This window comes from Mesorhizobium sp. 2RAF45 (genome assembly GCF_052115225.1).
In the GTDB taxonomy this organism is placed as follows: Bacteria; Pseudomonadota; Alphaproteobacteria; order Rhizobiales; family Rhizobiaceae; genus Mesorhizobium; species Mesorhizobium jarvisii.
In genome coordinates this window covers 54,712-77,848 of the sequence record NZ_JBFRGG010000001.1, presented here as the reverse complement: position 1 = coordinate 77,848, position 23,137 = coordinate 54,712, and the positions used below count along the sequence as shown (strand labels likewise).

Sequence of the window (23,137 nt, the reverse complement as noted above, 5' to 3'; positions counted from 1 at the left end):
TGTCGGGCTGCGGCTCGAGCCGGGCCGACGTGGCAGTCGCGCGGGATATCAACGACTATCTCATGAAGGCCATCCAGGCCTGTTGGGCCACCCGGCACAGGACACAACGGGCGGGCCTCCGGCAGTCGGGATAAAACGACATCGACAAGTTTCTCGAAAAACACAAGCAGGCAAAGTAGCGGGGGCCTCGGCCCGGGACCGGCCTAGACCTTTGCTTCCAATGTCTGTCTGCTTTCAGCAAATTCACTTCGGACCCAGTCGGCGAACGCGGCGGCCGGCTCGGAAAGCTCCTCCAAGCTCCTGGCAACAAGCCAGTAGCCGCCGGATGCAACGTCGATGTCGAACGGCTTGATCAGTGCGCCGGTTTCGAGCTCGTTGCCGATCTGCAAGAGATCGCCCAGCGCGACGCCATGTCCGAGCAGGGCGGCCTGCTTTGAGAGCGATATATCCGCCAGCAGCGGCCCCCGCGCGGGCACGGCATCGGCCGGCACGCCGGCGGCTTCGAACCAGCGCGTCCAGCCCTGGCGATTTTCCTCATGCAAAAGTGTGTAGCGGGCAAGGTCGATTGGCTTCTCGAGGGGAGGGCCCGAGGCGAGCAGCGCCGGCGACAAAACCGGTGAATCGACTTTGGAGGCAAGCCGCTCTGCCTGGCTGCGGGGCCAGGAAGTTGCGTTGGCGCTGAAGCGCAAGGCAAGCTCAGGTTGATCGCTGCGGAATTCGATCAGCCTGGCATCGACTTCGAGGGACACGTCGATATCGGGCCGCAGCTGGCGAAACCGGTTGAGCCGAGGCACCAGCCAGACGGAGGCAAGCGACGGCTCGACGCTGACACGAACCACGGACTGCGCCGGCGCTGCCACCAATTCGCCGAGCAGCCGATCGATGGCGTCGAAACTTGTGACAAGCTGATCAAGCAGCCGGCGGCCGGTGTCGGTCAGTTCGACGCGGCGATGGTGACGTTCGAACAAGGGCTGGCGCAGGAAGGTTTCAAGTTCGCGGATCTGGCGGCTGATCGCCGCCTGGGAAACGAAAARCTCCTCGGCGGCCTTGCTGAAGCTAAGGTGCCGGCCCGCCGCCTCGAAACTCCTCAATGCCGTCAAAGGCAGCCGCCCGCGCTTCATTCGCATAACCCAGGATTATCCGAAGTGGAAATTATACTCGTTTGAAGGCCAAGGCCAGCGGCGGTCTAATCGCGTCAAAGGAGACCGACCATGATCCAGTTCCTGAGCATCTTTGGCGATGTGATGCGGGTCGCAACGTTCCAATGGCGTGACGAAAGACACCACGCAAAGTGTGGCGAAGAGCCTGTCCGCCACGGCCGCTGGGCGCCTCCGGTTGACAGGCTGCCGTCTCGTCGCTGCCGCCCATGACGGCGCAGGGGACACGGGCGGGGATTGCGTTCTCCCGACGAAGCTCACATCTATCGCGGAGAAGTACGCGACACGGAGACTGCGGTGCACGACCCGCATGGGCAGGCCCATACTGTCAGACCGCCAGGGCGCGGGCGCAATTGGCCCGGCCCGTGGCGCAAGACGCCCGGCCGTGTCCTCGGCACGTCTTTCGTGCGGCTTTACCAGCTGACGCTTTCCGGTTTTGTCGGCAATTCCTGCCGGCATGTGCCGACCTGTTCGGAATACGCGCATGAGGCGATCGCCCGCCATGGCCTGTGGGCCGGCGGCTGGATGGGGTTTTTCCGCGTTCTGCGCTGCGGACCGTTCGGCACGCACGGCATCGATTTGGTACCGGAAGTGCTGGCGGACCGTTATGTCTGGTTCATGCCCTGGCGGTACTGGCGGATCGGCCGGAAACGCGGCAAAGCCCAGGCCTGACGGTGGCCTAACTTCAAAGTCGGACTATTTCGTACCATTCAGCATCATGCTGGGTCGCCGTTTTGATACATGGAATCCTCCAACCACGACGCGACTTCTGTCCAAAACCAGTTGCCGATAAAGCGATCGTCACAGGCGAGGCCCAGTCATTTTTTTATATTCTCTCCAGATTCTGATTGCCATATATACTATGTAGCGCTTATGATGGTATATCAGATACATAATAATAAACAAAACAACAGTGAAGGCGACTGTTCCAACTAAAGATAGTATGAATTCTATCGGGTGTTTTTCGAATTTAATCCAGCTGAATTTATCTCTTATTTCTCCAGATGCCAGCGCTGATGCTGATATGCCGATCGTGTACCCGATCAGGCTCGTTAACGCGATATAGGCTATAACTTTTTTCCAAACACTCATGGAGAGCAAGGCCATAATTTCATTTCTGATCGGCATTCGAGCAGTCGACGCAGACATTGTCCAGACGGGTTAACCGGCGACGATATGAGCTCCTCAGATTTGAAGTGCAACACGCGTTGAATTAACGCGTGTTTGATGGGCCAGCATTATACGGATATCGATTTGAGGGCAGATTTTTAGAATTCGGTAGGGTTAACGCAAGCCTGCACAAAGACTGCGCATTTGAGACAAAATCGAGACAAGAGACCTCGCTAAGTCCGCTGGCGAACACCCTACTGGAGCGAGCATCAATGCGTAACATCGACCGTCTTCCCTTTATCCTGGCTGGAGTCCTCTTCCTGCTCGCCTGGCTGCTGGGGTTCCCGATGCGCGCGCAATCTGCGCCGCTTGGGGATGTGCAGTGCACACTGATCGCCGAAGCGGCGAGCGGCAAGGTTCTTTATCAGGACGGCACCTGCGACCAGCGGTTCAGCCCGGCCTCGACGTTCAAGGTGCCGCTTTCGCTGATCGGCTATGACGCCGGTATCCTGAGCGACGAGCACACGCCGAGCTGGGACTACAAACCCGAGTTCGCGGCGGTGAAGCGGGACCAGAAGACAGTCGACCCGACGATCTGGGAAAAGGATTCGATCCTCTGGTATTCGCGTGAACTCACCCGCAAGCTTGGACCGCAGAGCTTTGCCGGCTATGTCTCGAAACTCGACTACGGCAACAAAGACGTTTCCGGTAATCCCGGCAAGAATGACGGGCTTACCCATTCCTGGGTCAACTCCTCGCTCAAGATCACGCCGGTCGAGCAGGTCGATTTCCTGCGCAAGCTTCTGGCGCACAAATTGCCGGTCTCGGCCAAGGCCTACGACATGACGTCAGCCATCATCCCGACATTCCAGGCCGGAGGCTGGACGGTGCAAGGCAAGACCGGCAGCACGAGGCTGGCCAATGATGCCGACAAGATCAGGGATAAGCGTTCGCTCGGCTGGTTCGTCGGCTGGGCGAAAAAGGACGGACAGCAGATTGTCTTTGCCCGCCTGGTCGTCGATGCCACCCGCACTGATATGCCAAAAGGTCTCAAGACGCGCGCGACGTTCCTGAAAGACCTGCCGCTGCTGGTGAAGTAACCCGTCAGGCGGTTCGGCGCGCGCGGATGATGTGGCCGCCGGAAGTGTTCGTCATTCCCTTCGGGGCTTTGGAAAAGCGAGCGGCGATATCGCCGCTCTCGATATCCTCGATCTCGTCGAAGCCGCGCTCGCCCAGGGATTTCGCCAGCTCGGCCGGAACGAAGAAGCTGATCCATGGCTCCCCGACAGATGCGACGCGGGCTGCGTGGAAGGCCAGCGCAGCCTGTCCCGCCGTATCGCGGTTCTCAGCCGGCTCGCTGTAGTCGAACACAACCTCCGAGCCGGGAAAGCCTGCGATCCAGGACAATGTGTTGAAGATCGCTTCCTTCGTCAGGTAGGGCACGACCCCCAGCCAGATGAAGAAACTCGGCTCGCTCGACCGCAAACCGGCGGCAGCCAGTTCGGCGGAGAGACTCTGCCGCTCGAAATCGACGGGCACGAATCTGGTGGCGGCTGGCTCGGCAAGTCCGCTATCGGCAATGCATTTGCGTTTCCAGGCTTGCGTGGCCGGGTGATCGACTTCGAACACGCTGAGGTCGGGATACGGATTGCGCAGCGAAAACGTATCGAGGCCGGCGCCAAGCACGACGAGTTGGCGGACACCGCGACGCACCGCGGCCGCCAGCCAGTCCTCGGCGAAGCGGGCGCGCGCTGCCACGAACAGACGCATGCGCCGGCGGCGCTCGTCTTCCTGCTCAAGCTCGCGCGCCGCGGGAGCGGCTTCACCCAGAATCGCGATCGCGTAGGGATCGCGAAACAGGCCCGCCTGCGGTGAAAATTGATGCAGGGCCCTCATGCGGGCGACGCCAAGGGCGGTTCGGCTGGGTGTTGCGTTTTCCATATCGACAATTCCAGACGATTGCGGGGATGTTCGCAAGCCTGAGCGGTGGGCTGCGACATCTCTGCCGACATTTCCTGACGGCCGGCCAGCCAACACTCTTTACCTGGCCCGGCACTGCCTCTAAAACCCGCGCGCTGCCGTTTGTCCATGTGATTGGCGCATCCGGCTTTATCTTGTGCATGTCGCAACCCCAGGACTGTCATACACTTTTGGGCGACATGCATTTCAACCACCCGCGCTCGTTTGCGGGACTGGATAGGAGAACCATATGCTGAATTCCGTTTCCCTGACATTTCCCGACGGCTCCGTCCGCGACTACGACGCGGCGATGACCGGCGCCGGCCTTGCCGAATCGATCTCGAAGTCGCTGGCCAAGAAGGCCGTCGCCTACGCCATTGACGGCACCGTGCGCGACCTCTCCGACCCGCTCGGCAAGTCCGGCAAGGTCGAGATCATCACCCGCGACGATGCGCGCGCGCTTGAGCTTATCCGTCACGACACCGCGCACGTGCTGGCGGAGGCCGTGCAGGAATTGTGGCCGGGGACGCAGGTGACCATCGGGCCAGTGATCGAGAACGGATTCTACTACGACTTCGCCCGCAACGAGCCGTTTACGCCGGACGATTTTCCGGTGATCGAGAAGAAGATGCGCGAGATCATCGCGCGCAACAAGCCGTTCACCAAGGAAGTCTGGTCGCGCGACAAGGCGAAAAAGGTCTTCGCCGACAAGGGCGAGCGCTACAAGCTTGAACTGATCGACGCCATTCCCGAGGATCAGGACCTCAAGATCTACGCGCAAGGCGACTGGTTCGACCTCTGCCGTGGCCCGCACATGGCCTCGACCGGCCAGATCGGCAACGCCTTCAAGCTGATGAAGGTGGCCGGTGCCTATTGGCGCGGCGATTCGAACAACCCGATGCTGACACGCATCTACGGCACGGCCTGGGCCGACCAGGCACAGCTCGAAGCCTACCAGACGATGCTGGAGGAGGCCGAGAAGCGCGACCACCGCAAGCTCGGGCGGGAGATGGACCTCTTCCATTTCCAGGAAGAGGGGCCGGGCGTCGTCTTCTGGCACGCCAAGGGCTGGAAGATGTTCCAGAACCTGGTCAACTACATGCGCCGCCGCCTCGACGAGCAGGGCTACCAGGAGGTCAACGCGCCGCAGGTGCTCGACAAGAGCCTGTGGGAAACGTCAGGCCATTGGGGCTGGTATCGCGACGCCATGTTCAAGGTGACGGTCGCCGGCGACGATACCGACGACGACCGCGTCTTCGCGCTGAAGCCGATGAACTGCCCGGGCCACGTACAGATTTTCAAGCATGGGTTGAAGTCTTATCGCGATCTGCCCGTAAAACTTGCGGAATTCGGCAATGTGCATCGCTACGAACCGTCGGGCGCGCTGCACGGTCTCATGCGCGTGCGCGGCTTCACGCAGGATGATGCGCATATCTTCTGCACCGAGGAGCAGCTGGCGTCGGAATGCTTGCGCATCAACGATCTGATCCTGTCGACCTATGCCGATTTCGGCTTCGACGAAATCAGCGTCAAGCTGTCGACGCGGCCCGACAAGCGTGTCGGCACCGACGAGGCCTGGGATCATGCCGAGGCGATCATGGGCAGCGTGCTGGAGACGATCAGGACGCGGTCCGGCAACCGGATCAAGACCTCGATCAATCCAGGCGAGGGCGCTTTCTACGGGCCGAAGTTCGAATATGTGTTGAAGGATGCCATCGGCCGCGAATGGCAATGCGGTACCACGCAGGTCGATTTCAACCTGCCGGAACGCTTTGGCGCCTTCTATATCGGCTCGGATTCGGAGAAGAAGCAGCCCGTCATGGTACACCGCGCCATCTGCGGTTCGATGGAGCGTTTCCTCGGCATCCTGATCGAGAATTATTCCGGCCATTTCCCGCTGTGGTTCGCGCCGCTGCAGGTGGTGGTGGCAACGATCACCTCGGAGGCGGACAGCTACGCGACCGAGGTGGTGGCAAAGCTGAAGGCAGCCGGGCTGCTGGCGGAAGCCGATCTGCGCAACGAGAAGATCAACTACAAGGTTCGCGAACACTCGCTAGCCAAGGTGCCCGTCATCCTCGTCTGCGGCAAGCGCGAGGCGGAGGAACAGACGGTCAACATCCGCCGGCTCGGCTCGCGCGACCAGGAATCGCTTGGCCTTGCCGAGGCGATCACGCGACTGACCGAAGAGGCCGTTACACCGGACCGCAGGCGCAAACGCGCGGCCTGATCCGATAGTTCCCAGGAATGGCGGTGGAGCGATCCACCGCCATTTTCATATCCCTGTCACGCCAACCTTGTAACGAGCACTCATGCTCAAGCTGAAGACGCGCGAAAAACCGTTTCCCGAGCTTTCCTATGCCAATCCGCGACAGCCGGCGCTGACGCGCTGGGTCATTCATTCCATTGAAGGCCTGTCGGGGCGCGACCGCTATGCCGCGCTCTATGATTTCTGGCGCCGCCAGGTGGTGCCATCAGGCGAGCGCGTGTTCAGCCGCATGCTCGACTTGATCGATGTGCGGATACGCACCGCCGACCAATGGCCGCCCGCGCCATTGCCGGACACACCGCTGGTGATCGTGGCCAACCATCCGTTCGGCATTGGCGACGGCATTGCCGTGCTGTCGCTGGCGGAGCAGTTGGGGCGGCCGTTCCGGGTGATGATCCACAAGGATCTGCTCAAGATCCGCGAGATGGAGCCCTATTCGCTGCCGATCGACTTTTCCGAGACCAAGGAAGCGCTGAAGAACAACATGGCCGTGCGTCACGAGGCGGTGCGGCTGCTGAAGGAGGGTGTCACCATCGTGGTATTCCCCGCCGGTGGCGTCGCCACCGCGCCGAAAGGCTTTGGCCGGGCGCGCGACCTGCCATGGAAGATGTTCCCGGCGCGTCTGGTGCAGGAGGCCAAGGCATCCGTCATTCCGATGCATTTTTCCGGACAGAATGGCAGGCTGTTCCATTTGGTCAGCGGGCCGATGAACATGGCCGAGCGCGATGGCCGCGTGGCCAAATTCGTCGGCAAGGCTTCGCTGACGCTGCGGCTTTCGATGCTCATCCACGAATTCGCGCGGCTTTCCGGCAAGGCGATCGACGTGCGCGTCGGCGATGTGCTGAGCTGGAGCGAGTTGGAGCCGCTGCGCGATCGCAAGGCATTGCTCGAGCGTCTTTACCGCGGTGTGTTCGACCTGGCGCCGCAAGTGCCGCGCCGCCGGATTCCGTTCCTGCCCGCGCGGACGAAACTGGCCGCCTAAGGCTAGTCCGCGCCTTCTTCTGGGTCCATGGCCGCGGCTTCGGATGCCAGAACCTCGATTTCCTGGTTCTGCCCGGCCACGACCGTGAAATCCTTCTGGTAGATACGGTCGCGGTTCTTGGCGATGATGGTGTAGTCGCCCTCGGCAAGCACCATCGAGGCGAAGGCGCCGACGGTCTCCTTGATCGGATCGCCGGATTCGTTGAGCAGCGACCATGACGTGTCGGCGATGGCTTCGCCACCGGCTTCGCGCACCAGCTTCATGGTGATCTCGGCGGCGTGATGCTCGACGGTGGCTTCGGTCAGCTTGCCGGCCTCGACGCGGATGTCGGAGCGGATCACCGCGTTGACCGCACCGTAGGTCGAGACGACATGGTAGATGCCGGCATTGAGCCGCACGACGCTGTTGGGCTCGACATCGGGAATGATCAGCGCGCGGTCGCCATTGGCCTCGGCGGTGCCCTCATAGATCGAGAAGCGCAGTTTTTTCGGCGGAATGCGCACGCCGCCGGACAGGACCGCGTCGAGCTTCAGGCCGCCGGCATCGAGTACCAGGCTTTCCCGCTTGGCTTCCTTGCCGACAGTGATGCGCTTGGTGGCGCCGGCGCGGCCATAGGAGGCATGGACCAGATAGCTGCCGGGCTCGAGTTGGAAGACGGCGCTGCCGCCATGCGCGGAGGCGACCATCGGCAATTTGCCGTTGACGGGCTCAGGCTTGAAGACACGCCATACGAGGCCGCGGGTGATGTCGGTGCCCTTGTCGGTCAGCTGCGCCGACAAAGTGATGGCGCCACCGCCGCCAAGCGCCAGCGGGGCTTCGCTCTTGGGCGTCGCATAGCTCGATATTCCGGGGAGTTTCAGGTCGCCCACGCCATCCTTTTGCTGCGCAGCAGCCAGGGAGACCGGCAGCAGGAACAGCGCGGCGCAGAGCCAAACCAGGAAAAGACGCAGTCGCCCCTCAAACATGCCTTGCGTTGAAGCCCATGGCGGTGGCAATTTCAAGGCTTAAGAGTCCGATCCATGGACTCTTCAGCCCGGCGCTCGCGCGCCTTTGCCCGAGCCGCCCGAATTCCCGATGGTGCGCTTCAGCTCAAAACAGAGTGTTCAGGAGACTTGCGCCCATGGCGTCGCCGATCATCGACTTCCTGCTGACCCGAAATTCCGCGCCGATTCCGGACCTCAAGGAGCCGGCGCCCAGCGACGCCGATATCGCGACGATGATCGCCGCCGCCACGCGCGTGCCTGACCATGGCCGGCTCGAACCCTGGCGCTTCATCCTTTATCGCGGCGATACTCGCATCGAGATCGGCAAAAAGCTGGCGGCGCTTGCCGAACAGCGGGAAGGGCCGCTGCCCGAGGGCCGCCGCAACCAGGAACTGGCGCGCTTTTCCCGTGCACCGCTGGTGATCGGCGTGGTGTCGGTGCCGAAAGAGAACCCCAAGATCCCGCAATGGGAGATGTTCCTGTCCGGCGGCATGGCGGCGATGAACCTGATGATATCAGCCAATGCGCTGGGCTATGGCACAAACATGATCAGCAACTGGTATTCCGACGTTCCGGAGGGCAGGGCGATCCTTGGACTGGCGCCGCAGGAGCGCGTCGTCGGTTTCATCCATATCGGCTCCTATGCCGGCCCGGCGCCGGAGCGGCCACGGCCCGATCCGGCAAAGCTCTATGCCGACTACACGGGACCCTGGGCAGGCTGAATGTTCTACGAACCGTCAAAGGGGCACGGGCTGCCGCATGATCCGTCGAAGGCGATCGTGGCGCCGCGGCCGATCGGCTGGATATCGACGCTGAATGGGGCAGGCGAGATCAACCTGGCGCCATACTCCTTCTTCAATGCCGTTTCGACGCGGCCCTTCATCGTCTGGTTCTCCTCGGAGGGCGAGAAGGACAGCGCTTCCTTTGCCCAGGAGACCGGCGAGTTCGTTGCCAATCTGGTCAGCCGCGATCTCGCGGAGAAGATGAATTATACGTCCATCAACGCGCCGCGCGGCGTCAACGAGTTCGTCTATGCCGATCTCGCCATGGCGCCTTCGCGTCTCGTGAAGCCGCCGCGCGTCGCGGCCGCGCCTGCCGCGCTGGAATGCCGGGTGACGGAGGTGTTTCGCCCGAAGGCGCTGGACGGAACGCCGACGAGCGCCGTCGTTGTCGCCGGCGAAGTGGTCGGCGTGCACATTGACGACGCCTTCCTGAAAGACGGCCTGTTCGACACCACCAAGGCTGGCAATGTGGCTCGGCTTGGCTACATGGACTATGCCAGCGTCGACGAAGTCTTTTCGATGCGCCGGCCACGCTGGGGCAAGGATTAGGTTTCAGACCTGGCAGATCACCGCGCCTTGTCGGCTTTCCGTCGGGCCGTCATGACGGCTCTGATATAGCCGGGCTCCCCGATCCGGATGCTGCCGTCGGGAAGGCCGAGAATGCGGTCGAGAGCGATTTCGTAGAGGCTGACGCGTTTTTCCAGCACCTCGATCGCGACCTCCATATCGGCGTCGCTGCCGCCGGCGATCGCCTTGGCGACGACATCATGCGTGGCCAAGCCGAACTGCATGACGATGTCGGCGACACCTTCCGGATCGAAAGTCCTGAAGGTGCCGTCTTCGACACCTTGCCGGATGACCTTGACCAGCAGGGGCGAAAAAGACGCGTGAGCCGCCAGGTTGATGCGGTGGAAAAGAACCAGATTCTCCGGCCGAAACATCGTTTCGAAAAGAGCCCAGGCCTCCGCTGCGGTCTCGATCTTGGCCTGTCGCGACTGGCTGAGCAAGCTGTTCAGCCGTCCAAGCGGGTCGAGGTCGGGATCGTCGAGTACACTCTGAACCGCAGCCAGCGCCTGCCGCGCGAAACGGTCGGCCAAGGCTTCCAGAAGAGCCTCCTTGGAGGGGAAGTAGTGATAGAAGGCGCCCTTCGAGATGCCGGCTGAGGCAATCACGTCGTTGAGGCTCGCTCTGTCGTAACCCTGCGTCAGGAACAGGGCCTGGGCATGGTCCAGAATGTCTTCTCGCCTGATCTCTGGATGCTTGATGACACGGGGCACGACGAAACCTTCTGCACGCGCCGGCCGCTCCCGTCCAGCACGGATATCAGACAGTCCGCTTGAAGCACAGACCACTGGTCTGTATGATAGACCATTGGTCTGTTTCAGCCAATGCAGGCGAGGGGCATAATGTGGAAGGTCGGTCATGATCGCGAAATTGCTTCTTCAGACATTCATCTGGTTCGGCGTCATGGGCGCCTTGCTCTTCCTGTCGGCGGGCACCTTTGCTTGGCCAGCAGCCTGGGTCTATCTGGTGGTGATGGTGGGGCTGAGCCTCACCATGGGCGTGGCGCTGGCGCGGCGCGATCCGGGCCTGATGAATGAGCGGCTGAGCCCTCCGATCCAGAAAAGTCAGACTCCGGCCGACAAGGTCCTGCTCTCCATACTTCTCATCGGCATCTTCGGCTGGCTGAGCTTCATGGGGTTCGACTTCCGTTTCGGCTGGTCGGCGGTCCCCTTCTGGGCGCAGGCGGTCGGCGCGCTGGTCCTGCTGGTCGGAATCTGGATCTGCTACCTGACTATGCTGGAGAACAGTTTCGCCGCACCCGTGGTGAAGATCCAGGATGAGCGCGGACAGCGCGTGATCACCACAGGCCCCCACAGCTACGTTCGCCACCCGATGTATGCCGGCGCCATCCTCTTTTTCGCCGGCACCGCACTCCTGCTTGGCTCTTGGTGGGGGCTGGTATCGGTGCTCGTGTTCATCGTTCTCCTGGCCATCCGCACCTTCATCGAGGAGAAGACCCTGCGCACCGGCCTGCGCGGCTATAACGACTACGCAACCCGGGTCCGCTATCGCCTGATCCCGATGGTCTGGTAGCCGCCGCACCAGACGCGCGCGGCAGCTTCGCCATCACGGAAGGAATCCTTCACGGTGACCACGCGAAAAGCGATTCCCCTTCCTCTGAACACACGCTAAGAGAGCGGCTTCGGCGATGCGTTGGGGTTAGCGTATCGACCTTGGGGATAGTGCGGGGGCACCACTGGCATGAAAAAACGCGACTCGCTGGGAGCGCGGCTGCGCTACGGCTTCGACAAGAGCATGGCCGCCGGCCCGATCGCCCTGATCGGCTGGCTTGCCGTCGTTTCCCTGCTGATCATCATCGCCGCCGCCGCTTTCCTTGCCGTGACCCGTATCGCGCCGGAAGGCGGCGAGCCGCTGAACTTTTTCGAAGCGTTCTGGGAATCGCTGATGCGCACGCTCGATTCCGGGACGATGGGCGGCGACACCGGCTGGGCCTTCCGCATCGTCATGCTGGTCGTCACGCTTGCCGGCATCTTCGTCGTGTCGGCCCTCATCGGCGTGCTCAGCGCCGGTGTGGACGGCAAGCTAGATGAATTGCGCAAGGGCCGTTCTCGGGTGCTGGAGAGCGACCACACCATCATCCTCAACTGGTCGCCGTCGATCTTCGACGTGATTTCCGAACTCGTCATCGCCAATGCCAGCCGTCGCCGTCCGCGCATCGTCGTCATGGCCAATATGGACAAGGTCGCGATGGAGGACGAGATCGCGGCCAAGGTCGGCAAACTGGGCAACACGCGCATCATCTGCCGCAGCGGCGATCCGACCGATCTCTATGATCTCGCCATCGTCAATCCGCAGACCTCGCGGTCGGTGATCGTGCTTTCGCCGGACGGCGACGATCCGGATTCGCAGGTCATCAAGACGGTGCTGGCGCTGGTCAACGACCCGAGCCGGCGCACCGACCCCTATAACATCGCCGCTGAGATCCGCGACGGCAAGAATGCCGAGGTCGCCCGCGTCGTCGGCGGGGCCGAGGTGCAGCTCGTGCTGGCCGACCAGCTGATCTCGCGCATCGTCGTGCATTCGAGCCGGCAGTCGGGTCTCAGCGGCGTCTATTCGGAACTGCTCGATTTCGACGGCTGCGAGATCTACACGACAGCGCAGCCAGGGCTCGCCGGCAAGACCTTCGGCGAGGCGGTGATGGCCTATGAGCATTGCGCGCTGATCGGGCTTTGTGACCAGGACGGGCGTGTCAATCTCAACCCGCCGTCAGATACCGTGGTCGGTGCGGATATGCGCGCTATCATCATCGCCGAGGACGATGCCGCGATCAGGCTCGGAAGCACCACGATCAAGATCGATACGGCGGCGATCCTCGGCCCGCGGTCCGTCGAGGCGAAGCCGGAGCGAACACTGATTCTCGGCTGGAACCGGCGCGGTCCGATCATCACCTATGAACTGTCGCGCTACGTCGCGCCTGGTTCGATCCTGACCGTCGCCGCTGATACGCCTGGCCTCGAGCAGGAAGTTGCCGGACTGCCGGTTGCCGGCGACAATCTGTCGGTTTCCTGCCGCATCACCGACACCTCGAGCAGCACGGCGCTGGCGAGCCTGGACGTGCCTTCCTACGACCACGTGCTCGTCCTCGGCTACAGCGAAGCCATGGCTGCGCAGCCGGCCGACACGCGCACACTGGTGACGCTGCTGCATCTGCGCAAGATCGCCGATGATGCCGGCCTGCACATCTCCATCGTCAGCGAGATGATCGACGTGCGCAACCGCGAGCTTGCGGCGGTGACCAAGGCCGATGATTTCGTCGTCAGCAACCGGCTGGTCAGCCTGATGCTGGCGCAGGCCTCCGAGAACCAATATCTCGCCGCGATCTTCGATGATTTGCTCGACGAGCAAGGCTCCGAAATCTACATGCGCCCGGTCGCCGACTATGTCGCCATCGACCAGCCATTGACCTTCTGGACGATCGCGGAATCGGCGCGGCTGCGCGGCGAGATCGCCATAGGCTACCGGCGAATCCGCGCCGGAGATGCCGACCAGCGGGCGCTGGGCGGCGTTACCGTCAATCCTCCGAAGTCGGAAGCGCTGACCTATCTGCCGGAGGACCGGATCATCGTGCTGGCGCGGGACTGACGAGCAAAGGCTCGCCAGACTAAACGGAGATCCCGGCTGCCTTGGCGCGGGCCAGCAGCCGTTCGGCCAGCCGCAGATGCGGGCGGTCGAACATCTTGCCGTCAATGCCGACGACGCCGGGATTCCCCGCCGCCTCGAACGCCGCGACGATCGCCGCCGACTGTTTCACCGCCTCGGCCGAGGGCGTGAAGGCGGCGTTGATGACGGACACCTGGTCGGGGTGGATCGCCATCTTGCCGGTGAAGCCGTCGCGCTCGGCCTCCGCGCATTCCGCGGTGAAGGCCGCCATGTCACGAAAGTTCGGGAACACGGTGTCGATCGCCGCGACCTCCGCGGCTGCGGCCGCAAGGATGGTCGTCAGGCGAGCGTGGCGGAACAGGTCGATGTAGCGGCCGTGCTCGTCGCGTGCCGCGCGTGCGCCGATCGCCGCAGACAAATCCTCTGCGCCCCAGGTCAGGCCGGCGAGCCGCGCGCTTGCGCCGGCATAGGTCGCGGCGGCGAGCACACCCGCCGGGGTTTCGGTGATGATCGGCAGGATTTTGATCGAGCCGTCGGGCAGGTCGTTCTCGGCCTCCCAGACCCTGAGCTTTGCCGAGAGCTGCTGTACATCCTGGCCGCTGTTGGACTTAGGCAGCATGATGCCGACCGGCTTTGCCGAAACGAGCGCGGCAAGATCGTCATCCGTCAACCCGGTAGAGAGGTCGTTGACCCTGATGTAGATGGCCGAGCTGGTTAGCCCCCTGCGTTCGGCAATAAAGCGTGCCGCAATGTCTCGCGCGGCTGCCTTGTTCTGCGGCGCCACGGAATCCTCGAGATCGACGATCACGACGTCGGCGCCCGCGCCAAAACCTTTTTCAAGCTTGCGCTCGGAATCGCCGGGGACGAACAGCAGCGAGCGCATCAGGCGGCCTTCTTCAGCATCATCGCTTGCCTGACGCATTTGGCGACGAGGTCGCCATGCTGGTTGTAGGCGCGGTGTTCGAATTCGACGATGCCGCGATCGGACTTCGATTTCGATTCCCGCACCGAGATGACAGTTGTCTCGACGCGGACGGTGTCGCCATGGAAGACCGGGTGCGGAAAGGTGGTTTCCTTCATGCCGAGATTGGCGACCGTCGTGCCGACCGTGATGTCGTTGACCGAAATGCCGATCATCAGGCCGAGCGTGAACAGCGAGTTGACCAGCGGTTTGCCCCATTCGCTCCTGGCGGCGAAATCGAAGTCGATATGAAGCGGCTGCGGGTTCAGCGTCATCACCGAAAACAGCATATTGTCGCTCTCGGTCACGGTCTTGCGAAGCGTGTGCTGGAAGACGTGACCGACGACAAACTCCTCGAGATATAGGCCGGCCATTTTCAGTCTCCTGCACTGATTGACGGTTGATAGGCGCTGCATTCAGCGGTCGCAAGCCAGTTAATGAACATGGTGAACCGTTCGTAAACCATTTCTGCCTACCGTCTCCAGCGGGGCCGGAAACCTTCCGGCATGGGGCGTAAGCAGACGGGCATGGTTGTTGTTTCGCATTTCCTGAAATGGATCTACACGGCAAGAGTGTCCGAGCGCGCCGCCGCGGCCAATGCGCTGGCCCGCGCCTATGTCAATTCCGAATTGCCGTTCGAGGACCGATGCGCCGCCGAGGCAGCGCTGACGCTGCTGCTCGACGATGCTTCGTCGAAAGTGCGGCTGGCGATGGCCGAAGCGCTCTCGATGAGCCACCACGCGCCGCTGCAGATCATCAGTGCGCTGGCGTCTGACCAGCCGGAAGTCGCCGGTGTGGTGCTGGCGCGTTCGCCGCTGCTCACCGATGCCGATCTGATCAACCGCGTGGCTGCGAGCCAGAAGGCAACGCAGAAGCTGATCGCCGACCGTCCTGTCGTCTCGATGGCGCTGTCGGCGGCCATCGCCGAGATCGGTGAGGCGGAAGCCTGCGCCGTCCTGCTCGCCAATAGCGGCGCCAGCATTGCTTCGCTGAGCTTCCGCCGCATGGCCGAACGCCATGGGCACCTGCCGCAGGTGCGCGAGGCGCTGATATCGGACATCAGGCTGCCGGCCGACTGCCGGCACATGCTTCTGATCAAGCTCGGCGAGACATTGAAGACATCGCCGCTGGTCATGGCACTGATGGGCGCCGCGCGGGCCGATCGTGTCCTGCGAGACGCCTGCGTCAAGGCCTCTGTGACGCTGATTGAGGGCACGCGCCAGGAAGAACACGCCGCGCTGATCGAACATCTCAGGCTGCGCGGCGATCTCACCGCGAGCTTCCTCATCCGCACCATCGCGCATGGCAAGGTCGATTTCTTCGGCTCCACGCTGGTGGCACTCGGCCAGCAATCCGAGCCACGGGTGAGGGCGCTGCTGGCAGGCGGCCACGACGTGGCCTTGCAGGCATTGTTCCGCAGCGCCGGCCTGGCTGCCACCACGCATGCCATCATCTTGCGTGCGCTGAAGATCTGGCGCGAGGTTGCCAATGGCAAGCGTGTTGCCGGCGTGCAGGAAGTCAGCTGGCTGATGCTCAAGGAGTTGGGCGGGCAATCCGCGGAAGGCGATCTCGCGGCCTTGGTCAAGTCGATCCATCTCGACGCGCTGCGCGAGAACGCGCGGGGTCACGCGCTGGCGATTGCAGCGGCCTAGCCTCGGTCTTTCGCGAAAAAGTCCGGAAAGTCCTCCATCGCGGCGGCAATGATGCGCAGGGATGCCGCGATCTGCAGCATGTCGCCGGTGGCGTTTCGCTGGGCGATACCAGCCGCATACTGCCGGGCGACAGCGACGGTCGCTGTCTGCGGATCGCCGGGGGAGCGGAACAGCAGTTCGCGCGCCAGCCCTCTCAGGAAATTGGCGATCGAAACCGTGGTTTCCGGTGGGATGGCATGGTTTTGGCTTGCGCCGCGTAGCCTGAGGATCTCCAGGCCGACCGTCGCGGCGGCGACGCTCCCGCCCAGCACCGCCTCGCCCTTCCTGCCGGAGTTCTGCACCAGCGGCATCAGCTGGTTGATGCGGTCATAGGCGAGGCTTTCGAAGGCCGAACGCCTCGGCACGCGCTCGTACAGGCAAAGCCGTGCCAAATCCTCGCGCATGGCCCGCACGATCCGGTTTGCCGCGAGCCACGGATCAGCGGGCAGCACGGCAATGAAGACGCCGATCGCCAGCAGAATGCCGACCAGCACCGATGCCGAGCCGGCGAAGAACGGGCCAGGATCGTAGGCCATCGCCTGATGCGGGCTGAGGAAAGCGAGGAAGTTGATGGCGAAGGCCGTGGCGACGCCGACATAGCGCGGATTGGCCATGCCCAGCGCGGTCGGCACCAGGATCGGCACGACAAACAGGACGAACCAGCCGAAGCCGGGCAAAGCAGGCAATGCGATCTGGCCGACGAGGAAGGCAAAGGGCAAAGCTAGCAGCGTGCCCTTGAAGAAGCCCCAGGACACCTGCACCGGATCGGGGCGAGCGGCGAAAAGGCTGGATACGACGGCGACGAGAATGACCGTGCCCGCCGCCTCGGACCACTTCGTCGTCAGCCAGAAGGCCGCGACCAGCAAGGTGGCAAGGGCCGCACGCACGGCATTGCGCGATGCGCCAGGGTAGTCGCGGTGCACCACCAGGGCAGGCTGCCTGCTGGCGCGGCCCGTGCGGGTGACCGGTGAACGCAAGGCATCGAGCCCGCGCAGCACCTGCTTGAGCGCCTCGGCAAAATCGGCGGCGATGGTGAGGCGGGTGATGGTGCCGACCCTGTCGTCACCGTGGTCGACCGAGGCATCGGGCAGTTGCCGGGCCTTGGCCGAGATCGCGTCGAGCTGTTTAACCCAGGGTGCCGTATCGTCCAGTGCGCCGGGCTTTGCCGCCAAATCGCCGACAAGGGCCTGCAATTGCGAACGCACCGGGATGAGGGCGGCGTTTTTCGGGGCGGCGTGCGAATGCAGCGCGCGTGCCGCCGACAGGGCCGAGAGCAATTGTCCGATGGTGCGCCGCACCGGGTGGGCACGCGGCGCGAAGCTCGGCGCTTCCAGCCTGGCATAGGCGCGCATTTCGCCGAGTGTCTGGGTGTCCGCGACGAGTTTGCGATGCAGTGCGGAAAGTGTCGCTGTGTCACCGCCCGAGAAGGCGCCCGCGGCATAGGTGGCAAGGTCGAGAATGCAGCGCTTCAGCCGCGAGATGATGGCATCGCTGGCCAGTTTCGGCAGGATCAGCCGGCTGGTCACGCCGGCGCAGACGATGCCAAGCACGATTTCCGCGCAACGCGCGACAGCAAGATCGACGATCAGATGCGGCTGTCCGAAGGCAGGCAGGCCGATGATCATCGCCGTGTAACCGGCAAGTGCCGCACCATAGGCTTCGGGATTGCGCAGCAATGATGAAACGAAGGTGCAGATGCCGATCCAGACGGCGAGCACGGTCACCAGAACCCATGGGTTGGTGCCGAAGATAGCGGTGATACCGATCGCCGCCAGCCCGCCGGCCAGCGTGCCGAGCAACCGGTAGAAGCCCTTGGCCAGCACCATGCCCGCGACCGGCTGGGCAACGATAAACACCGTCATCATCGCCCATTGCGGGTGGTCGAGCTTGAGGGCATAGGCGGCGAGCAGCGCGATCAGGCCGGCCGAAACGGTGCGCAGGGCGAAAATCCAGTCCGAGCGCGTCGGCTGCGTCAAACCGGCCAGGCTCGTCTCGAAATACGCTTTCAGCCGCGCCCAGGTCACATGCCGGTCTCCATATCGGAAGCGCAAGCTAAACTGGCCAGCGGCTAGATATCCAGCACTTCCGTCTCGGCGAATTCGGCACGTTCCTGGATGAAGCGGAAGCGGGCTTCCGGCTTGGTGCCCATCAGCGCGTCGACCGCGTCCTTGGTCGCTGCCTCGGCGTCGATCACATCGACCCGCAGAAGCGTGCGCTTCCTCGGATCCATTGTGGTCTCCTTGAGCTGAGAGGCCATCATCTCGCCCAGGCCCTTGAAGCGGCCAAGCTCGACCTTGCCGCGCCCGGTGAATTCGGTGCGCAGGAGCTCGTCCTTGTGCGCGTCGTCGCGGGCATACGCAACCTTGCCGCCTTGCCGGATCGAATAAAGCGGCGGCACCGCCAGGTAGAGATGGCCGCCACGCACTAGCGCCGGCATTTCCTGGTAGAAGAAGGTGATCAGCAGCGAGGCGATATGGGCGCCGTCGACGTCGGCGTCGGTCATGATGATCACGCGGTCGTAGCGCAAATCCTCATCGCGGTATTTTGAGCGCGTACCGCAACCGAGCGCCTGGATCAGGTCCGATATCTGCTGGTTGGCGGCCAGCTTGTCATTGCCGGCACTGGCCACGTTGAGGATTTTTCCGCGCAATGGCAGTACGGCCTGACTGGCGCGGTCGCGCGCCTGCTTGGCCGAGCCGCCGGCGGAGTCACCTTCGACGATGAACAGTTCGGCACCGGCCGCCGCATTCTGCGTGCAGTCGGCGAGCTTGCCCGGCAGGCGCAATTTGCGCACCGCGCTCTTGCGCGACACTTCCTTTTCCTGACGCCGGCGCACCCGCTCGTCGGCGCGCGCGATCACCCATTCCAGCAGCTTCGAGGCTTCCTGCGGATTGTCGGCCAGCCAATGGTCGAACGGATCGCGGATCGCGGTCTCGACAATTCGAATTGCCTCGATCGTCGCCAGCCTGTCCTTGGTCTGGCCAACGAATTCAGGCTCGCGGATGAACACGGACAGCATGCCGGCCGCCGAGATCATGACGTCTTCGGAGGTGACGATCGAGGCGCGCTTGTTGCCGACCAGATCGGCATAGGCGCGCAAGCCGCGCGTCAGCACGTTGCGGAAGCCGGCCTCATGCGTGCCGCCTTCGCCGGTCGGAATTGTGTTGCAGTAGGAATTGATGAAGCCGTCGCCGCCGAACCAGGTCACCGCCCATTCGAGCGAGCCATGGCCGCCTTGCTTTTCGCTTTTTCCCGCGAAGATTTCCCGCGTCACCTGAAAGTCGTCGCCGAGCGATGCCTTGAGATAGTCCTTCAGGCCGCCGGGGAAATGGAACTCCGCCTTGGCCGGGGTCTGGTCCTTTTCCTTGATCAGCGAGGGATCACAGGTCCAGCGGATTTCGACGCCGCCGAACAGATAGGCCTTCGAGCGCGTCATGCGGTAGAGCCGCGCCGGTTCGAAGGCCGCGCCCTTGCCGAAGATCTGCTCGTCGGGATGGAAGCGGATTTTCGTTCCGCGCCGGTTGTGGACCTCGCCAAGCTGCTCCAGGCCGCTTACCGGAATGCCGCGCGAAAAGCGCTGGCGATAAAGCTGGCGGCCACGCGCGACCTCGACCTCGAGATGGTCCGACAGTGCGTTGACCACGGAAACGCCGACGCCGTGCAGGCCGCCGGAGGTTTCATAGACCTTGGAGTCGAATTTGCCGCCCGAATGCAGCGTCGTCATGATGACTTCGAGCGCCGGCTTCTTGAATTTCGGATGCGGATCGACCGGGATGCCGCGGCCATTGTCGGTAACGGTCAGAAACCCGTCGGCCGAAAGCTCGACATCGATGAAGGTGGCATGGCCGGCAACCGCCTCGTCCATCGAATTGTCGATGACCTCGGCGAACAGATGGTGCATCGCCTTGTCGTCGGTGCCGCCAATATACATGCCTGGCCGGCGGCGCACCGGCTCCAAGCCTTCGAGCACCTCAATGTCGGCGGCGCTATAGCCCTCGCTGCCATCCTTGGTCGCGGCTGGGCGCTTGGCTGCTGCCTGCACAAGCGGGTCGGCCGGGCGCGCCGGTGAGCGAACCGGCTGCGGCTGCTTGTCCATATTGCCGAAGAGATCGTTGTTGTCGTCCATGCCTGCCAAAGGGTCCGGTGCTGCGAATCACTCGCCGATACTGCCACGCTTTTCAGCGCCAAGCGACGGAGGTTCCTGTTACGTTCGGGGATTTGACCCGTCTTATCCTAAAACCATTCGATAACCAAGCGGGCGGAAATAGGTCCAATACCACCGTTCTACATTCCTGATTCTTTAACAAAGCGGCCTAGCGTGAGCCCAACATAACAAGAAACGACGGCATCAGGGGTTTTCGGCGTGAGGGGCAAGGCCATAACGATGATCGGTATCGCCGCCGTTTTCGGCGCGATCTCGATCTTTGCCGCGGATTTCTGGGTCAAGAGCCAGGCCAAAGCCGATGCCGAGGAGAAGACGGCGTCGATCGCCGCTCCCGCCCCGCCCAGGATCGAGTTCAAGACCATCGTGGTGGCGAACGCGCCGCTGCGCTACGGCCAGGAACTTGACCGCGCCAAGCTGATCGAAATCCCCTGGCCACAAGATTCCCTGCCGCAAGGTGCCTTTGCCACCATCGACGGATTGCTCGGCGAGGGCAATCGCATCGTGTTGTCGCCGATCGAGGTCAACGAACCGGTGCTGCTGACCAAGCTGTCGGGGCCGAACGGCCGCGCTACGCTCTCCAACATGCTTACGCCCGGAATGCGAGCGGTGACCATCCGCACTGACGAGATCGCCGGCGTCGGCGGCTTCGTCACGCCGGGCGACCGCGTTGATGTCGTGCTGACGCGCGATGCCGGCGAAATCCAGGAGGTCGCCAAGAACGCGCAAGGTGCTGCCGGTTCAACCGTCACCTCCGAGATCGTCGTTGCCGACGCCAAGGTGCTGAGTGTCGGCCAGGGTGCCGACGAGCGCCAGACGACGCCGCAGATCACGAATTCCGTGACCATTGAAGTGACGACCGAAGGCGCGCAGAAAGTGGCGCTTGCCCGCACCGTCGGCACGCTGTCGCTGTCGCTGCGCTCAGCCTCCGAAGGCGGCGACGGCAAGAACGGCGTCACCACCATCTCGTCTTTTGGCGGATCGGTGGCGGCCAAGGCTCAGGCCGCGGCCGGCTCGCTGTTCGATGCGATAACCAAGGAGCCGGAGAAGCCGAAATTCAAGACGGTCATCGTGACGCGCGGCACGAAGGCCGAGGAATATCAGGTTCCTGCGCCGGACCAGAAGTAAAGGCCGGTGGGGACCGGACGGGACAGGGCAATTGTGATGCGTACCCTATATCGAATGATGGATCGATCGCGCTTTGCGCGCGCTCTGGCGATGGCTGCTGCGCTGGTTGCGGGCGGAATGCTCGCCTTGCCCGGCGTGGCCAAGGCGGACAATGACATCGTCTATGTCTCGGCGGCCAAGAATGCGTCGATCAAGGTTGCCAAGGGCAAGCCCAAGACGATCGTGACGAGTGCCGCCTTCTACCAGATCGTCATCGGCGATCCTGAGATCGCCAACGTCAATCCATTGACCGACAAATCCTTCTATGTGCTCGGCAACAATCTCGGCACCACCGGCGTTGCGCTGTTCGACGAGAAAAAGCAGCTCGTCGGCACCGTCGACATCGAGGTGACGCTCGACACGGATCAACTGGCCAGCACCATCCGCGCCAGCGTGCCGGACGCCAAGATCAAGGTCGGGTCGGCCAATGGCCGTGTCGTGCTGTCGGGCGAGGCCGACGACGCGGTCGCCGCTGACAAGGCAAGCAAGATCGCCAGCCGCTTTTCCGGCAATGAGGAGGTGATCAATTCGGTCAACATCTCGTCGTCGCAGCAGGTTCAGCTCAATGTCCGCTTCGTCGAGATCAATCGCCAGGCGGGGCAGGATCTGGGCGCCAAATACAGTGCCAATTTTGCCTACGGTTTCGGCGGGCGCGATGTTTCGCTCGACCCCGGCACGGTGCCGGCAGCGGGAACCGGTGAAATCATCGGCCGGCTGCTGTCGAACGGCGTGTCGATCGACATCGCTATCAAGGCGCTGGAAGAGCGCGGCCTCGCCCGCCGTCTGGCGGAACCGAACCTTATCGCCCGCTCGGGCGAGACGGCGAGCTTCCTGGCCGGCGGCGAATTCCCGATCCCGGTCTCGGAGGACAACGGCAAGATCTCCGTCAGCTACAAGAAATACGGCGTCAGCCTGGACTTCACGCCGACCGTGCTCAAGGACGGGCTGGTGAGCCTCGACATCGCGCCGGAAGTCTCTTCGATCGATGCGTCGTCCTCCTACAACATCGGCACTATCTCCGTGCCGGGATTCATCGTGCGCCGCGCCAAGACCTCGGTCGATCTCAAGAACGGCCAGAGCTTCATGATCGCGGGACTGCTGCAGTCGCAAAACGACATCACCACGTCGCGCATTCCCGGCCTCGGCAAGATGCCGGTGCTCGGGGCGCTGTTCTCGTCGAAATCCTATCAGCGGCGCGAGACCGATCTGGTCATCATCGTCACGCCCTACCTGGTCAAGCCGGTCGATCCGTCGAAGAAAATGCTCGAGCCGACCGATGGCACGCGGCCGGCCAGCAATGTCGACTATTTCCTCAACAACACCGAGGAAGTGAAGGCATCGGACACCGGCCGGGCGCTGGCGCTGGCCGATGGCAGCGCCGCACGGACCGCTCCCGCCACCACGGTCGGGCACTTCCTCGACCTGCCGAAGGACTGAAACCATGCGTCTGGTCCTGACATCAAGTGTCGCCTTGCTTCTTGCCGGTTTGGCCGGCGGCTGCACCAGCGACGATTACATACGCACAGAAGGGGTGACGCCGGGCTCCGGCGACGCCCAGGCCGCCAACACCGTCATGCAGATGGTCGATCCCTGGAAATACGGCGTCCAGAACACAAGGCTTCTCGTGCCTGCCAAGCGTGGCGATGCCGGGCCGGTCACGCCGGATCAGGCCGCCGCTTCGAAGGCATCGCAGACGACCACGGGCAACTGACCCCAAAGGGCGATCGCGCTC

Annotated in this window: 20 protein-coding genes; 12 read left to right on the top strand and 8 right to left on the bottom strand. The window is 62.9% G+C overall.

Features of this window, described 5'->3' with window-relative positions:
• Positions 1–203 precede the first annotated feature (203 nt).
• Positions 204–1,121 carry a LysR substrate-binding domain-containing protein gene (locus tag AB4Z43_RS00340; protein WP_441935317.1) on the bottom strand — a complete coding sequence of 306 codons (918 nt, stop codon included), beginning with the start codon at positions 1,119–1,121 and terminating at the stop codon, positions 204–206.
• A 333-nt stretch (positions 1,122–1,454) separates the two neighbouring features.
• Here AB4Z43_RS00340 and yidD point away from each other — a divergent pair, with 333 nt between their 5' ends.
• Entirely contained in the window at positions 1,455–1,829 is a 375-nt protein-coding gene (gene yidD, locus AB4Z43_RS00335) for a membrane protein insertion efficiency factor YidD (protein WP_027046894.1), read from the top strand.
• A gap of 710 nt (positions 1,830–2,539) precedes the next feature.
• Positions 2,540–3,367 carry a class D beta-lactamase gene (blaOXA, locus tag AB4Z43_RS00330; protein ID WP_038647092.1) on the top strand — a complete coding sequence of 276 codons (828 nt, stop codon included), beginning with the start codon at positions 2,540–2,542 and terminating at the stop codon, positions 3,365–3,367.
• A 4-nt stretch (positions 3,368–3,371) separates the two neighbouring features.
• On the opposite strand, the gene AB4Z43_RS00325 is transcribed toward blaOXA, so the two are convergent.
• Positions 3,372–4,208 (bottom strand): SAM-dependent methyltransferase, encoded by an 837-nt coding sequence (locus AB4Z43_RS00325; RefSeq protein WP_441935316.1) that lies wholly within the window; start codon positions 4,206–4,208, stop codon positions 3,372–3,374.
• Positions 4,209–4,476: 268 nt separating this feature from the next.
• Here AB4Z43_RS00325 and thrS point away from each other — a divergent pair, with 268 nt between their 5' ends.
• On the top strand, positions 4,477–6,453 hold the full coding sequence (gene thrS / locus AB4Z43_RS00320) for a threonine--tRNA ligase (RefSeq protein WP_202359852.1): 1,977 nt from the start codon (positions 4,477–4,479) through the stop codon (positions 6,451–6,453).
• Positions 6,454–6,535: 82 nt separating this feature from the next.
• Positions 6,536–7,474 carry a lysophospholipid acyltransferase family protein gene (locus tag AB4Z43_RS00315; protein WP_202359853.1) on the top strand — a complete coding sequence of 313 codons (939 nt, stop codon included), beginning with the start codon at positions 6,536–6,538 and terminating at the stop codon, positions 7,472–7,474.
• A 2-nt stretch (positions 7,475–7,476) separates the two neighbouring features.
• Here the strand turns inward: AB4Z43_RS00315 and AB4Z43_RS00310 are convergent, their stop codons facing one another.
• Positions 7,477–8,439 (bottom strand): hypothetical protein, encoded by a 963-nt coding sequence (locus AB4Z43_RS00310; RefSeq protein WP_019858448.1) that lies wholly within the window; start codon positions 8,437–8,439, stop codon positions 7,477–7,479.
• Positions 8,440–8,594: 155 nt separating this feature from the next.
• On the opposite strand from AB4Z43_RS00310, the gene AB4Z43_RS00305 reads away from it, so the two are divergent.
• Together AB4Z43_RS00305 and AB4Z43_RS00300 are read left to right on the top strand one after the other, a co-directional pair.
• Positions 8,595–9,179, top strand: coding sequence for a nitroreductase family protein (locus tag AB4Z43_RS00305; protein ID WP_019858447.1), 585 nt, complete (start codon positions 8,595–8,597; stop codon positions 9,177–9,179).
• Positions 9,180–9,788, top strand: a complete 609-nt coding sequence (locus AB4Z43_RS00300) for a flavin reductase family protein (RefSeq protein WP_441935315.1) — start codon at positions 9,180–9,182, stop codon at positions 9,786–9,788. It abuts the gene before it with no gap.
• A 17-nt stretch (positions 9,789–9,805) separates the two neighbouring features.
• On the opposite strand, the gene AB4Z43_RS00295 is transcribed toward AB4Z43_RS00300, so the two are convergent.
• Entirely contained in the window at positions 9,806–10,516 is a 711-nt protein-coding gene (locus AB4Z43_RS00295) for a TetR/AcrR family transcriptional regulator (protein WP_441935314.1), read from the bottom strand.
• Positions 10,517–10,661: 145 nt separating this feature from the next.
• Here AB4Z43_RS00295 and AB4Z43_RS00290 point away from each other — a divergent pair, with 145 nt between their 5' ends.
• Positions 10,662–11,336 (top strand): methyltransferase family protein, encoded by a 675-nt coding sequence (locus AB4Z43_RS00290; protein ID WP_441935313.1) that lies wholly within the window; start codon positions 10,662–10,664, stop codon positions 11,334–11,336.
• Positions 11,337–11,504: 168 nt separating this feature from the next.
• On the top strand, positions 11,505–13,406 hold the full coding sequence (locus AB4Z43_RS00285; protein WP_441935312.1) for a CASTOR/POLLUX-related putative ion channel: 1,902 nt from the start codon (positions 11,505–11,507) through the stop codon (positions 13,404–13,406).
• Positions 13,407–13,425: 19 nt separating this feature from the next.
• Here the strand turns inward: AB4Z43_RS00285 and AB4Z43_RS00280 are convergent, their stop codons facing one another.
• Entirely contained in the window at positions 13,426–14,307 is an 882-nt protein-coding gene (locus AB4Z43_RS00280; RefSeq protein ID WP_441935311.1) for an HpcH/HpaI aldolase/citrate lyase family protein, read from the bottom strand.
• Positions 14,307–14,759: a MaoC family dehydratase gene (locus AB4Z43_RS00275; protein ID WP_441935310.1), complete on the bottom strand. Its 453-nt coding sequence runs from the start codon at positions 14,757–14,759 to the stop codon at positions 14,307–14,309. The genes AB4Z43_RS00280 and AB4Z43_RS00275 overlap by 1 nt, the downstream gene beginning before the upstream one ends.
• 153 nt (positions 14,760–14,912) lie before the next feature.
• On the opposite strand from AB4Z43_RS00275, the gene AB4Z43_RS00270 reads away from it, so the two are divergent.
• On the top strand, positions 14,913–16,037 hold the full coding sequence (locus AB4Z43_RS00270; RefSeq protein WP_441935309.1) for a DUF2336 domain-containing protein: 1,125 nt from the start codon (positions 14,913–14,915) through the stop codon (positions 16,035–16,037).
• On the opposite strand, the gene AB4Z43_RS00265 is transcribed toward AB4Z43_RS00270, so the two are convergent.
• Both AB4Z43_RS00265 and parE read right to left on the bottom strand, forming a co-directional pair.
• Positions 16,034–18,100, bottom strand: a complete 2,067-nt coding sequence (locus AB4Z43_RS00265; RefSeq protein WP_441935308.1) for an FUSC family protein — start codon at positions 18,098–18,100, stop codon at positions 16,034–16,036. The two genes, AB4Z43_RS00270 and AB4Z43_RS00265, sit on opposite strands and share 4 nt — an antisense overlap.
• A gap of 44 nt (positions 18,101–18,144) precedes the next feature.
• Entirely contained in the window at positions 18,145–20,202 is a 2,058-nt protein-coding gene (parE, locus tag AB4Z43_RS00260; RefSeq protein WP_064984353.1) for a DNA topoisomerase IV subunit B, read from the bottom strand.
• 258 nt (positions 20,203–20,460) lie between these two features.
• Here parE and cpaB point away from each other — a divergent pair, with 258 nt between their 5' ends.
• From cpaB to AB4Z43_RS00245, 3 genes are read left to right on the top strand one after another with little or no spacing between them, the layout of a single operon-like run.
• Positions 20,461–21,366, top strand: coding sequence for a Flp pilus assembly protein CpaB (cpaB, locus tag AB4Z43_RS00255; protein ID WP_038647074.1), 906 nt, complete (start codon positions 20,461–20,463; stop codon positions 21,364–21,366).
• 57 nt (positions 21,367–21,423) lie between these two features.
• Positions 21,424–22,842 (top strand): type II and III secretion system protein family protein, encoded by a 1,419-nt coding sequence (locus AB4Z43_RS00250; RefSeq protein ID WP_394811855.1) that lies wholly within the window; start codon positions 21,424–21,426, stop codon positions 22,840–22,842.
• 4 nt (positions 22,843–22,846) lie between these two features.
• Complete coding sequence (locus tag AB4Z43_RS00245) at positions 22,847–23,116, top strand: hypothetical protein (RefSeq protein WP_019858432.1); 270 nt, start codon at positions 22,847–22,849, stop codon at positions 23,114–23,116.
• Positions 23,117–23,137: the final 21 nt, after the last annotated feature.